Annotated in this window: 17 protein-coding genes; 14 read left to right on the forward strand and 3 right to left on the reverse strand. The window is 44.0% G+C overall.

Annotation, left to right across the window (positions count from 1 at the left end; translation table 11 throughout):
* Positions 1-106: 106 nt before the first annotated feature.
* Both sigK and FS666_RS19825 read left to right on the forward strand, forming a co-directional pair.
* Positions 107-844 carry an RNA polymerase sporulation sigma factor SigK gene (sigK, locus tag FS666_RS12410; RefSeq protein WP_144463485.1) on the forward strand — a complete coding sequence of 246 codons (738 nt, stop codon included), beginning with the start codon at positions 107-109 and terminating at the stop codon, positions 842-844.
* A gap of 20 nt (positions 845-864) precedes the next feature.
* The gene (locus FS666_RS19825; protein WP_164876248.1) at positions 865-1011 is read left to right on the forward strand and encodes a hypothetical protein; all 147 of its coding nucleotides are present in this window, start codon (positions 865-867) and stop codon (positions 1009-1011) included.
* 48 nt (positions 1012-1059) lie between these two features.
* On the opposite strand, the gene pssA is transcribed toward FS666_RS19825, so the two are convergent.
* Positions 1060-1599 carry a CDP-diacylglycerol--serine O-phosphatidyltransferase gene (gene pssA, locus FS666_RS12415; RefSeq protein WP_144463484.1) on the reverse strand — a complete coding sequence of 180 codons (540 nt, stop codon included), beginning with the start codon at positions 1597-1599 and terminating at the stop codon, positions 1060-1062.
* Positions 1600-1696: 97 nt separating this feature from the next.
* Here pssA and FS666_RS12420 point away from each other — a divergent pair, with 97 nt between their 5' ends.
* On the forward strand, positions 1697-2491 hold the full coding sequence (locus tag FS666_RS12420) for a phosphatidylserine decarboxylase (RefSeq protein ID WP_390615371.1): 795 nt from the start codon (positions 1697-1699) through the stop codon (positions 2489-2491).
* A 36-nt stretch (positions 2492-2527) separates the two neighbouring features.
* On the opposite strand, the gene sda is transcribed toward FS666_RS12420, so the two are convergent.
* Complete coding sequence (gene sda / locus FS666_RS12425) at positions 2528-2668, reverse strand: sporulation histidine kinase inhibitor Sda (protein WP_120068684.1); 141 nt, start codon at positions 2666-2668, stop codon at positions 2528-2530.
* Between the two features lie 342 nt (positions 2669-3010).
* Between sda and FS666_RS12430 the strand changes: the two genes are divergently transcribed.
* Genes FS666_RS12430 through FS666_RS12465 form a run of 8 tightly spaced genes read left to right on the forward strand, consistent with a single transcriptional unit; the run spans position 3011 to position 8025 of the window.
* Complete coding sequence (locus FS666_RS12430; RefSeq protein WP_120068681.1) at positions 3011-3526, forward strand: YqeG family HAD IIIA-type phosphatase; 516 nt, start codon at positions 3011-3013, stop codon at positions 3524-3526.
* 2 nt (positions 3527-3528) lie between these two features.
* Positions 3529-4629 (forward strand): ribosome biogenesis GTPase YqeH, encoded by a 1101-nt coding sequence (gene yqeH, locus FS666_RS12435; RefSeq protein ID WP_144463483.1) that lies wholly within the window; start codon positions 3529-3531, stop codon positions 4627-4629.
* Between the two features lie 21 nt (positions 4630-4650).
* Positions 4651-5493, forward strand: a complete 843-nt coding sequence (aroE, locus tag FS666_RS12440) for a shikimate dehydrogenase (RefSeq protein ID WP_120068674.1) — start codon at positions 4651-4653, stop codon at positions 5491-5493.
* Positions 5487-5786, forward strand: coding sequence for a ribosome assembly RNA-binding protein YhbY (gene yhbY / locus FS666_RS12445; RefSeq protein ID WP_144463482.1), 300 nt, complete (start codon positions 5487-5489; stop codon positions 5784-5786). The genes aroE and yhbY overlap by 7 nt, the downstream gene beginning before the upstream one ends.
* Positions 5787-5791: 5 nt before the next feature.
* Positions 5792-6364 carry a nicotinate-nucleotide adenylyltransferase gene (locus tag FS666_RS12450; RefSeq protein ID WP_120068668.1) on the forward strand — a complete coding sequence of 191 codons (573 nt, stop codon included), beginning with the start codon at positions 5792-5794 and terminating at the stop codon, positions 6362-6364.
* Complete coding sequence (gene yqeK, locus FS666_RS12455; RefSeq protein ID WP_120068665.1) at positions 6354-6911, forward strand: bis(5'-nucleosyl)-tetraphosphatase (symmetrical) YqeK; 558 nt, start codon at positions 6354-6356, stop codon at positions 6909-6911. The genes FS666_RS12450 and yqeK overlap by 11 nt, the downstream gene beginning before the upstream one ends.
* Positions 6912-6925: 14 nt before the next feature.
* Positions 6926-7282 carry a ribosome silencing factor gene (rsfS, locus tag FS666_RS12460; RefSeq protein WP_120068661.1) on the forward strand — a complete coding sequence of 119 codons (357 nt, stop codon included), beginning with the start codon at positions 6926-6928 and terminating at the stop codon, positions 7280-7282.
* Positions 7279-8025: a class I SAM-dependent DNA methyltransferase gene (locus FS666_RS12465; protein ID WP_120068658.1), complete on the forward strand. Its 747-nt coding sequence runs from the start codon at positions 7279-7281 to the stop codon at positions 8023-8025. Before rsfS ends, FS666_RS12465 begins: the two co-directional genes overlap by 4 nt.
* Positions 8026-8236: 211 nt before the next feature.
* Here the strand turns inward: FS666_RS12465 and comER are convergent, their stop codons facing one another.
* Positions 8237-9094, reverse strand: a complete 858-nt coding sequence (gene comER, locus FS666_RS12470; RefSeq protein ID WP_260842226.1) for a late competence protein ComER — start codon at positions 9092-9094, stop codon at positions 8237-8239.
* A 51-nt stretch (positions 9095-9145) separates the two neighbouring features.
* Between comER and FS666_RS12475 the strand changes: the two genes are divergently transcribed.
* Genes FS666_RS12475 through FS666_RS12485 form a run of 3 tightly spaced genes read left to right on the forward strand, consistent with a single transcriptional unit; the run spans position 9146 to position 12658 of the window.
* On the forward strand, positions 9146-9763 hold the full coding sequence (locus FS666_RS12475) for a helix-hairpin-helix domain-containing protein (protein ID WP_120068652.1): 618 nt from the start codon (positions 9146-9148) through the stop codon (positions 9761-9763).
* A gap of 55 nt (positions 9764-9818) precedes the next feature.
* Positions 9819-10283, forward strand: a complete 465-nt coding sequence (locus FS666_RS12480) for a ComE operon protein 2 (RefSeq protein ID WP_120068649.1) — start codon at positions 9819-9821, stop codon at positions 10281-10283.
* A gap of 47 nt (positions 10284-10330) precedes the next feature.
* The gene (locus FS666_RS12485) at positions 10331-12658 is read left to right on the forward strand and encodes a DNA internalization-related competence protein ComEC/Rec2 (RefSeq protein ID WP_144463481.1); all 2328 of its coding nucleotides are present in this window, start codon (positions 10331-10333) and stop codon (positions 12656-12658) included.
* Positions 12659-12942: the final 284 nt, after the last annotated feature.

A 12942-nucleotide genomic window follows, 5' to 3' on the forward strand; every position in this document is an offset into this window, starting at 1 on the left:
AACAAAGCCTTTGTGGACAGAACTATTTTATCCTAGACAAGCAATTGTCCTTTTTCCTCATCATATACATGTAACCAGCGGGTCATTACATCAGGGGGGTGAGGAATTGTCGGGAATTCTGACGGCTATCGGCTTGCTATTTAAAGAACTGGTCTTTCTTGTGTCATATGTAAAAAATAATGCATTTCCTCAGCCGCTTTCTCCGGAAGATGAAAAAAAGTACTTAATGAGAATGGCTGAAGGGGATGAAGAAGCACGAAACATATTGATTGAACATAATCTCCGGCTTGTCGCCCACATCGTAAAGAAGTTTGAAAATACGGGGGAAGACTCAGAAGACTTGATTTCCATCGGCACCATCGGACTGATCAAGGCCATTGAAAGTTATTCGTTCGGAAAAGGAACAAAACTTGCGACATATGCGGCCCGCTGCATAGAAAATGAGATTCTTATGCACTTGAGGGCGCTGAAAAAGACACGCAAGGACGTTTCTCTCCATGACCCCATCGGCCAGGATAAAGAAGGCAATGAGATCTCTTTGATCGATGTATTGAAATCCGATGCGGAGGATATTTTTGATACGATTCAACTGAATATGGAGCTGGAGAAAATCAAGGAATATATCGATGTATTGGATGAAAGGGAAAAGGAAGTGATCATCGGCAGATTCGGGCTGAATCTCGAAAAGGAACGGACACAGCGGGAAATAGCCAAAGAACTCGGCATTTCAAGAAGTTATGTTTCCCGGATTGAAAAGAGGGCTCTGATGAAAATGTTCCATGAATTTTACAGGGCTGAAAAAGACAAGATGAAAAATATGAAGGGCGGACAAAAAGGAGATTAGCGAAAAAAGCAGGGGGAGGTATGGGATATTTGCCGGGAAACAATTACGGATGCATTCAATATGAATTGGAAGTGCAGCGGATGATTTATGAAGGCGGAGCTATTTTTCAGGATTACCTCTTAAAAGAAAAGAAGGCGGAAAAGAATATGGAGGATGAAAGGAAATAAATATTAGCATAAAGCCAGTTTCGCGGCCAAAGCGAAACTGGCTTTTCATTATACCTTTTTCAATGTAAATGTGCTGATCATGAGAAGTGATAGAACGAGAGTGATAAACAAGAATGAAAACGGTGGGAGATAAGGGATTGCCAAGTAACTGAAAGTAAGCAGGCAGCCTGCTGCAGTAATGGGAAGCCCGGTAAAAAAACCGTGATTCTCGGAAATATTGAACCTTGCAAGACGGAAAGCACCACAGCCTATATAAAATATTGTAAAAAAGACGCCCGGAAAACCAAACAAATTCAAAATTCCTTGGTATAATAACAAAGCAGGTGCTACACCGAAAGAGATGATATCACTCATGGAATCAAGCTGTTTTCCCAGCTCTGATTCGATTTGAAGCTTTCTTGCAGCCATTCCGTCAAAACGATCTGCCATTGCTGCCAAGAAAATAAGCAGGAGACTTAAATGAAGCTGGCCCTGTATCCCGGCGACAATGGCGAATCCGCCCAGTCCCATGTTCACGAATGTCAGGACATTGGCCGTTTGGGCTTTCAATTTTTTTATGGTGTGATCGACGACATCGGACAGAAGCATAACACTCCTCCTTTTCGGTAAAATAGATACTTCTATATAATTATATGACTTCTTTTTCATAAAGTTAAGCATAAATTTTTAGTTTTGTTTGGGGGCAATGAGATTGAAAGCGGCTCTATATCGCTTTTTTATTGAACTAACGAATGGACCTTTTACATCGGCAGCAATAAGGAAATTTACAAATTCCCGGATGAGCAGGCCGTTCATCAAATCCTACGCTGCCTTCTATCAAATAAATAAGGAAGAGATGGCAAAAGACATCCATGCATATCCAACTTTGCATTCCTTTTTTACAAGGCGCCTGAAAGAAGGGGCAAGAAAAGTCGATCATATACCGGACAGTGTCGCAAGCCCTGTGGACGGTATAATAGAAGATGCCGGTACCATTACGTCCGGCAGGGAAATCATTGCAAAGGGAAAATCATATTCTATCGCTGAGATGCTTGGCGGCAAGCTTCAGGCTGAAAAGTATGAAGGCGGCACGTATATCATTATATACTTGAGCCCTTCCCATTATCACAGAATTCACAGCCCTGTGAGCGGAAAAGTGGTCAATTGCTACTCTTTGGGCAAAAGATCGTTTCCCGTCAATCGGCTTGGATTAAAATTCGGACGCTCCGTTTTGGCGAAAAACTATCGGGTGATCACTGAAATTTCTTCTGAGAAAACGACGGTAGCCCTGGTAAAAGTGGGAGCCATGCTCATTAATTCTGTCGTTGTTACGAACAGAAAGCATGAATGGAAAAAAGGAGAGGAAGCCGCCTATTTTTCCTTCGGATCCACGGTACTTCTTCTATTCCAAAAAGGGGCCTTTGTTCCAGGTGATCTTATGAAGCCGTCCTGTGAAATCCGGATGGGTGACCCGCTTGGACGGTTAACCGGAGGGAAATAAAAAGCACCTGGGACAGGTGCTTTATTGCCATTATTTTCAACAGGAAATTTTTGAACGACGAGCCAATGAGCGTCTTTCTATTTCGGATTCCATCAGACTGATGAATTCGGGGCATAAATTCAATTTTTTTGCTTTAAAGTAAGTTTCAATCAATAATTCATCGGATAACCTTTTCATCAGCTTCACCTCCATGAAAAATTCACGTTCTAAAGCTTGGCGGTTTTGAATAAAATGATAGGTTCTTTTATTTGTAACTTCACTTTAGCAAAGAAAGCCCCGTGGAACAAGCGTTCCTTTATCCACAACATGCGGTGGATAACTTGTGGTTAATTTGTTTATAACAAGATGGAAACCGTTCGTTGATACCTTTTTTCGTGTTCATAAAGTTACCCACAATTTGGATGGGTGTTGGAATTTGTCGAAAAGTTTAGGCAATATATTTCTTCTTGTAATATTTTGAAACTCATTGGCAGATTTAATAAGATGGAAATATGATGAAATCATAATGGGGTGCACAAGTTGTTGAAACGATTTTTACCAAATGAGTATGTTAAAAGTATTTTTTCAATCAACCCGGCTGTTTTAAAAGAAAAGGGGATTAAAGGCATTATTACGGATTTGGATAACACGCTTGTCGAATGGGACCGCCCGTATGCCACCCCCGAACTGATTGATTGGCTGGAAGAGCTGAAGAACCATGACATGAAAGTGACGATTGTGTCGAATAATAATGAAAAAAGGGTAGGGGCCTTCTCCAATCCATTGAATATCCCGTTTATTCATAGAGCCAGAAAACCTTCAAGGAAAGCTTTTATGCGGGCTGTTAAAGAAATGGGTTTGTCACGCGAAGAGACTGTGATTATCGGGGACCAGCTGTTGACCGACGTATTCGGAGGGAAGCGGGCCGGATTTTATACGATTCTCGTTGTCCCGGTTGCCCAGTCAGACGGTTTTTTCACGCGCTTTAACCGGATGGTGGAAAGAAGGATCATGGCTTCGTTCAGACGCAAGGGTTTAATTAATTGGGAGGAATAAATGTGAACAATGAACATTGCATCGGCTGCGGTGCAGCCATCCAGACCGACAGGCCGGGCGAACTCGGGTATACTCCGCGTTCCGCGTTGGAAAAAGAAGAAATCATCTGCCAAAGATGCTTTCGGTTAAGACATTATAACGAGGTGCAGGATGTGGAGCTGTCGGATCAAAGCTTTCTCGATATCCTGCATGCGATCGGCAAGACAGAGAGCCTGATTGTCAAGATCATTGATATATTTGATTTCAACGGAAGCTGGATTCCCGGCCTTCAAAGATTTGTCGGCAAAAATCCGGTTCTTTTGGTCGGCAATAAAGTGGACCTTCTGCCAAAATCGACAAACAAAAATAAATTGGCCAACTGGATGAAAAAACAAGCGAAGGAATTGGGACTCAGCCCTTTGGATGTATTGCTTGTCAGTGCAGAGAAAGGCCATGGGATCCGGGAAGCGCTTGTTGAAATCGACCATCTGCGCCAGGGAAAAGATGTGTATGTTGTCGGCTGTACTAATGTAGGGAAGTCGACATTCATCAATCGCGTCATTAAGCTCGCTGCAGGCGGGAAGGATGTCATCACCACCTCGCATGTACCGGGCACAACATTGGATATGATTGAAATTCCGCTGGATGACGGAAAAAACTTGATCGATACGCCCGGCATCATCAACCATCATCAAATGGCACACTATGTAAGTAAAAAAGATTTAAAAATCATCACGCCTAAAAAAGAAATCAAACCGCGTGTCTATCAATTAAATGAAAAACAGACACTATTCTTCGGAGGGCTTGCAAGGCTTGATTACATAAACGGTGGCCGAAGGTCTGTTGTTTGTTATTTGGCCAACAGCATCGATATCCACCGGACCAAGCTTGAAAAGGCGGACGGGCTGTATGAAAAGCACCTCGGCGAGATGCTGCAGCCGCCCGGAAAAGAGGAGCTTGATCATTTTCCGGAGCTCGTCAGGCACGAATTCAAATTAAAGGATGAGAAAATGGATATCGTCTTTTCGGGGTTGGGCTGGGTCACGCTGAAAGAGCCCGGAGCACAGGTTGCGGCGTATGCCCCAAAAGGCGTTTCGGTCTTATTAAGGCCTTCGCTTATTTAATATATAGACAGGATGATTGGATTGAAAAAACTATATGGCGTCATCGGGGATCCGATTGCCCACTCATTATCACCGGCCATGCATAATAAAGAATTTAAGGAGCTTGGAATAGATGCACACTACCATCCTTTCCGCATAGAAGGAAAGGATTTGAAAACCGCCGTAGAGGGAATGAAAGTGATAGGGATTGACGGCTTTAATGTCACGATCCCGCACAAAACAGCCATTATACCATTATTGGACAAAATCGACCCGCTTGCCGGGGCAATCGGTGCAGTCAACACAGTTGTCAGGGAAAATGGTTTTTTTGTCGGCTATAACACCGACGGCGCCGGGTTTGTGGAGTCTCTCAAGGAGGACTGGAAGAAGGATTTGGCTGGGGAACGTACCTTAATTATTGGTGCCGGTGGAGCGGCAAAGGCCATCTATTATACACTCTTATCCATCGGGGTTCAGCGGGTGGATATAGCTAATCGTACAATTCAAAAAGCAGAAGCTTTAATTTCAGGCCAGCCATATGATGCCGATTCAAAAGCACTGACATTAGAAGAGGCAGAAGCAAAGGTCGGGGAATACTCCCTGATCATACAGACGACTTCCATTGGGATGGCCCCCGAACTAAATAAAAGCCCCATTTCATTAAAAGGAATCAGTGCATCTGCTTTTGTTTCCGACATCATTTATAATCCGGCGGAATCACTGTTCCTTAAACAGGCACGACAAAAAGGGGCCAAAACACAAAACGGCCTTGGCATGCTCGTTTATCAAGGAGCGTTGGCTTTTGAAAAATGGACAAATGTAAAACCGGATGCCGCACGCATGAAACGGACTTTGACTAACATCTTGGGAGGATCGCCATGCTGACTGGAAAGCAAAAAAGATTTTTACGATCAAAAGCGCACCATCTCCAGCCTATTTTTCAAGTTGGAAAAGGCGGGGTAAACGAAAATATGATCAAACAGATTAAGGATGCTTTGGTAGCCCGGGAGCTGCTCAAAATAAGCATTCTCCAAAACTGTGACGAAGACAGGGAGACCGTGGCTGAGGAAATTGTCAGAGGTACTGATGGTGAACTTGTACAAATCATCGGAAGGATCATCGTTGTTTACAAGGAATCCCGCGAAAACAAACAAATCGAGCTTCCGTCGAAGGGCTGATCCGGATGAAAAGGAAAATAGGCATTTTGGGAGGGACGTTTGATCCTCCACATCTGGGGCATCTGATCATTGCAAACGAAGTACTCGATCGTTTGGGGCTTGATGAGGTAAGATTCATGCCTAATCATGAACCTCCACACAAAGAGCGGCACAGCGGGACGTCAGTGGAAAATCGCCTGGACATGCTGGAAAGGGCCATCGATGGGCATCCGAAATTCTCTATAGAAACAATAGAATTAAATCAGGACGGGCGCTCCTACACATATGATACGATGAAAACCGTAAGGGAGAAGAATCCGGATAATGACTATTTTTTTATTATCGGAGCCGATATGGTGGAATTTTTGCCCCACTGGTATAACATTGAAGAGTTGGTCAAGCTTGTTCAGTTCGTAGGCGCGAATCGCCCGAATTATAAGTTGGAAAGTCCCTATCCGGTTCAGTTTGTGGAAGTCCCCATGATTGAAATTTCTTCCTCCATGATCAGGGACCGGGTGAAAAAAAGGATGTCCATAAAATATTTATTGCCGGATCAGGTTATTCGTTATATAGAGGAGAATCATTTATATGAAACGTGAACAAGCTTTTACTATAGTCAATGAAAAAATAGCGGGGCCGCGATACGAACATACAATCAGAGTCGCGGATACGGCTGAAAAGCTTGCCGTCAAATATGGGGAGGATGTTGAAAAAACGGTCTTGGCTGCGATTTTTCACGATTATGCCAAACTGCTTCCTATAAATGAGTTGAAAAAAATCATTGCCGATTACAAGCTTGATTCCCGCTTATTGGACTACCATCCCGAACTGTGGCATGGCCCTGCAGGAGCTGTACTTGTCCGTGAAGAAATAGGAATAGACGACGAAGACATTTTCAATGCGATCCGCTACCACACAACCGGAAGGGCAGGCATGACGCTTCTGGAAAAAATCATTTATATTGCGGATTATATTGAACCGGGCAGGCAATTTGAAGGTCTTGATGAAGTCAGAATGCTTGCAGAAACAGATTTGGACGAAGCTTTGAAAAAATCTCTTGGCAATACGATTAAATTTTTAATCGACAAATCTGTCCCTGTTTTTCCTGATACATTTGAAGCGTATAACGATATGATTAAAAAATAAGGAGGAGTTAAAATTTGGATTCAAAAGCACTTTTAAAAACGGTGGTAAAAGCTGCCGATGACAAAAAAGCGGAAGATATCGTTGTCCTGAACATGCAGGGGGTTTCGCTCATTGCGGATTATTTTCTCATCTGCCACGGGACATCGGAAAAACAGGTGCAGGCGATTGCACGGGAAATGAAATCGGCTGCAGAGAAAACGGGCCTGGATGTCAAGAGGATAGAAGGCTTCGAGGAAGCGAGATGGGTTTTGATTGACATGGGCGATGTGATTGCCCACGTGTTCCATAGAGATGAAAGAAGTTATTACAATCTTGAGAGGCTTTGGGGAGATGCGCCGATTGAAAATATCCAAAAGGAATTGGCTCCGTGAGTTATGAACAGATGGCGTATGTATATGACCACTTGATGGCTGATGCGCCGTATGAGAGCTGGGTCCGGTATTTATGCGGGGAAACGGAGCGCTTTCAGGCACCCGGCAGCCGGGTGCTTGATTTAGGCTGCGGAACGGGAGAGCTGTCCATCCGCCTGATCAAGCGGGGATTCGATGTGACAGGAGTGGATATGTCAGAGGATATGCTGGCTGTTGCGGCTGAAAAAGCAGCTGAAGAAGGCGTGGTTTTTCCCTTATTCCAACAGGATATGAGCAAGCTCGGGGGATTGCCGGAATGCGACATTGCCACCATATTTTGCGACGCCCTCAATTACCTGTCAAAGCCCGAAGAAGTGAGGGACACCTTCCGTCATGTACACCGGCATTTGGCAGCGAACGGTATGTTTTTATTTGATGTTCATTCCATTTATCAGATGGAACAAATTTTTTCAAACCAGACATTTACGTGGAATGAGGATGAAATTGCCTATATATGGAACTCTTTTCCAGGAGAAGATCCCCATTCAATTGAGCATGATTTGACCTTTTTTGTTTTAGACGAAGAATCAGGACTGTATGGCCGGATCGATGAGTTTCACAAGCAGAGGACCTATCCGGTGAGTGATTATTTGGATTGGCTCCATGAAGCCGGATTTGATGTTCTTTCCGTCTCCGCAGATTTTAGCAGTGACCCTCCGGAAGAAACGTCGCGGCGCATCTTTTTCTCATGCAGAAAAAGATAGGGGGAGGAGTGTCACGTCCTCGAAAAAGCTTACGCTTTTTCTTCGTGCGATGTAATGCTGCCGTAGCTTTCCTTATCCTGTGGCTTCGGCGGCACTAGGACATCCAGTCCGTCGCCGCCGGCCCAGCTCCCCGCAGTTGCCGCAGCCCAACTGCAAGGTTTAAAAATTTTATAAAAAAACAGAAGGGATTTTGCTTTAAATATAGAATAAGTTATGAGTTGAATTTTTTCTGGATATGAAATGCTTCATCAGCAAATTTTTTATGTGTGGCACGGAAAAGTTTTTCAAACATCTCCCCTTTTTCCTGCTCCAATACAGCAATTCCTTCCCCTGTAATACCTCCTTTGACACAAACTTTCTCCTGCAAGGCGGGAAGGGTATAATGTTTTTGCTTTAAAAGCTCTCCCAGTCCGATCAGCATGTTTTCCGCAAGCATGGTTGCCGTATCTTCATCAATTTTCGTTTCTGAAGCAGCCGCCTCAATCAAGCTTCTTGTCAAAAAACTGATAAAAGCAGGACCGCAGCTTACAATATCCGACGAAACCCGAATAATGCTTTCGTTTATTTCAAGCGGGACGGATACTTTGGATAACATCTCCCACAATTTATCTTTCCAATGATTTTCACATTTATTTCCAAATGTAAACAAAGATACTCCTGCCAGAGCCCTGTTTGTGATGCTTGGAATGATCCTTGCACACGATGCATCAACCATTTCTTCCAGCCACGTCACCTGAATGGGGCTGGTGATCGACACAAGACATTTTTCCCGACTAAATAAAGCGGCTTTTTCTTTTATCAAAGAAATGATATCTAATGGCTTCACACAAATGAAAATAATGTCCGATTGCTTGATCACTTCATCCGGGCTGTTTTCCACCGTGATGCTCTTATAGATATGTTTAAGCCTGTCAGCTTTAGATTTTGTCCGATTTGTAACAATGAGATCCGAAGGAGAAACCGCTCCGCCAGTGATCAGGGCCTCTAGAAGAATGGTTCCCATGTTTCCTGTTCCTATAATTCCGACCTTCATGCTGTTCCCCCCTTCAACTTTTCTATTCCTGACAATGTATGCTTTAGCAATTAAAAATATTCATATGAGAAAGGCAGGCAAGTTGAAATGATTTGGCTGGAAAAACATAAAACGATATTAATTAGCGGTGTTGTGGCTGTACTCGCGGTTTTTCTTTTTATAAGCAAACCTAAAGATGAAATGGAGGCTAAGAATGCAGCGGCATTGCAGACAGTGATGGAGGAGAAGGCCGAAAAACCTATTGAAGAGGAGGAGGAGGTTGAAGCGGGACCCGTTTTTGTAGATGTAAAAGGGGCTGTTTCTCTTCCGGGGCTTTATGAGGCGAAAGAGGGCGACCGGGTTCTCGATGCCATCGAACACGCCGGAGGGCTATTGGAAACCGCCGATGAAAAGCAGATCAACTTTGCTCAAAAAGTGCACGATGAAATGGTCATTTATGTACCGGAAAAAGGTGAGACCATCGAGGATGCTCCACCCGTGATGGCAGCCCCTTCAAGCGGGCAGACAAATGGGAAAGTGAATATCAATCGCGCTGAGTTATCGGAGCTTGAGACCCTTCCGGGAATCGGTCCGGCAAAAGCACAGGCAATTATTGATTACAGGGAACAGCAGGGGCCTTTTAAAAAGGTGGAAGACATACAGAATGTATCAGGAATCGGTGAAAAAACATTTGAAAAACTGCAGGAGTCGATTTCTGTCAATTGACTGATGTGGAGATAAGCCGATAAACTAAAGAAAATGTCAAAAAAGGGAGCAGCTTATGGAAAGAATATCGTGGAAACAATATTTTATGGCTCAAAGCCATTTATTATCATTCCGAAGCACTTGTACGAGACTTACGGTCGGCGCCACCATTGTCAGGGATAACCGGATCATCGCAGGTGGATATAACGGATCGATCGCCGGCGGTGTCCATTGTATTGATGATGGGTGTTATGTCATTGACGGGCATTGCGTCAGGACGATCCATGCCGAAATGAACGCGATCATCCAATGTGCAAAATTTGGGGTTCCGACCGATGGAGCGGAAATTTACGTGACGCATTTCCCTTGCCTCCAGTGTACGAAAGGGATCATCCAGGCGGGAATCAAAGCAGTCTATTACGCAGAGGATTATAAAAATCATCCGCATGCAATCGAGCTGTTTGGGGAAGCCGGCGTCCATACGGAACAGGTGCCGCTCGACCGTGACATCTTTATGAAATTTGCCTATGCAAATGAATAAGAACGGTGCATGACGGTCCCATCACAATCAATCGAAAGGAGGAAAAAATGTCTGGAAAGTGGGTTTACATGGCGCTGGCAGCTTTTACCGGCGTCCTGCTTTCTTTTGAACTTCATTTGATTCCCATCCTCATATCATCATTAGGGATGATCAGGGTTATTCATCGTGAAAGCTTTAAATTGCTTACCCTTTACATTACATGTATGCTGTTTTTCTATTTTGTCAGTGAACGCGTGAAAACAGCAAACGTTTCCCAATACGAATCCCCTGCTAAAATTCAGGCGGTTGCTCTGACATTCAAAGAATATCCGCAAATTGACGGTAATCGGCTGAAAGCCGTTGCAATAACCCCGGATAAAGAAAAATTTATGCTCCTATATAAAATCCCTTCAGAAAACCAAAAAAATGACCTGATGCACAATCTGCGTTCCGGATTGACCTGTATCATGGACGGTCAATTGGTGCGGCCCGAAGCAAATCGAAATGAGCATGCTTTCAATTATGAACTATATTTAAAAAGAATGGATATCCACTGGATTTTCGAGCCGGACAGCATCACCGCCACCGATTGTCATTTAAACAAGGCATCTCCTGCAGGCGTTTTGCAAAATATGCGGGCATCAGGCATTCAGACGATTGAAAACAAATTTCCGGAAAAGCTCGCTTCATATGCGGCTGCACTTATTTTTGGTGAAAGATCGCTCATTTCGGAGGAGGCCGACCGTTCCTATAAACAGCTGGGAGTCGTGCATTTACTGGCCATATCCGGTCTTCATGTCGGCATTATTGCCGGAATCGTCTTTTTTCTGTGCATAAGGTCAGGCATGACAAGAGAGTCTGTCTTTTGGACACTCTTCATTTTTCTGCCGGGATATGCAGTCCTAAGCGGCGGAAACCCTCCCGTCATCAGGGCAGTCATTATGGCCATCCTGCTTTTGTCCTCAAAAAAATGGCGTCTGCCGCTGTCCACATTGGATATTTTTTCGCTTAGTTTCATTTTATTCCTGATTTTTGACCCCTTGCTGATTTATCATATCGGTTTTCAGCTCTCCTACGCCGTCACCTTTGCTTTGACATTATCATCAGGTTACTTTTTCCGCAAAAATGAGCAAGCCCTTTGGCAAATGATAAACATATCGGTAGTTTCCATGCTTTCTTCTTTACCTGTCCTCTCTTATCATTTTTATGAATTTTCTTTGATCAGCATTGCGGCAAATCTCCTTTTTGTCCCGTTTTATACCCTTATACTTTTGCCCGCTGTTTTCATCCTTTTTGCCGTCTCATTTACGGGCTCCCCAATTTTTAATATGACTGCTGCGGTAGTCGACCGGGTTGTACAACTGTCGGAAAAAATAGCATCCGCAGCCGGCTCCTTGCCATTTTCAGTTATATTGACGGGAAAACCATCGACTTTGGGCATGATTTTCATTGTAAGCGGCATCCTTGCTTTTTTCGTTCTGAAGGAAAAAAGGATCCATCCACTGAAATGTGCGCTGCCCCTTATCTTCATTTTAATTTGCCATTCTGCCATCCAGAAGTATTCGGCTTATGGAGAAGTGGTTTTCATTGACGTGGGACAGGGCGACAGTATTTTGATCAAGCTTCCCTATAACCAAGGAATTTACATGATCGATACGGGCGGACAGCTCAGCTTCCCTGTTGCCGAATGGCAGGAAAGAAGGAAGCCGTTCAAGGTGGGAAGAGATACGCTGATTCCTTTTTTAAAAAGCAAAGGGATCAGCCGGATTGATAAACTGATTCTGACCCACAGTGATGCCGATCATATCGGAGCGGCCGATGAACTGATCGGAGAATTGGAGATAGGAGAAATATTAATCAGCCCAAATTCCTGGATAAAGCCGATCATGGCGGATGTCGTAAATAAAGCCTTCAAAGAAAAGATAGCAGTGAAAGAAGTAAAAGCTGGGTATGGGTGGGAAAACAAATCAGGGTCATTTCATTTTATTTATCCATTTGATGATGAATATGAAGGGAATGATGATTCACTTGTCCTGTATGCATCGTTTGGGAGGATCGACTGGCTTTTTACCGGCGATTTGGAAAAAGGCGGAGAACAGGAAGTACTATCAAGATACAGCCGGCTTGATATTGATGTCTTAAAGGTGGGGCATCATGGGAGCAGGGGCTCGTCAAGCGAGCCATTCATTCAAATGATAAAGCCTGAGTATGCGATCATTTCAGCGGGAAAATCGAACAGATATGGGCATCCCCATGCTGAGGTCCTGGAAATTTTGGAGGAAGAAAATATCCGAATATTCCGGACCGATGAGCACGGGGCGATTCACTATCGGTTTACATCCAAAGGGGGAACCTTTAAGACGGTGCTGCCATATGATAGTGAGAGAAATCCTTAAAGGAAAAAGAAGAAGCTTGCGAACCGCAAACTTCTTCTTTCTTGGAGTTAAAGAAAGTTTAAAATTTTACTGAATTTTCTCTTGAAACAAAGGTTACGTAATGTCCAGCTCCAGGCGCCTAGCCCCGCTAGGATCAAGCCGCTTCCCTGTTCGCTTACGAAACTGTCTCCTCGGAAATCGTCTTGTTTGCCCGCGCTGAGCAAGGCGCTTGCGCTTTTCTTAAAAGATAAGAAAGTATATTATTGGGTCTACCACGGTCGTTTGGACTGTGGTATTTTCATTTT

Origin of the sequence: Siminovitchia fortis, assembly GCF_007681465.1 — a bacterium.
Lineage (GTDB): Bacteria > Bacillota > Bacilli > Bacillales > Bacillaceae_C > Siminovitchia > Siminovitchia fortis.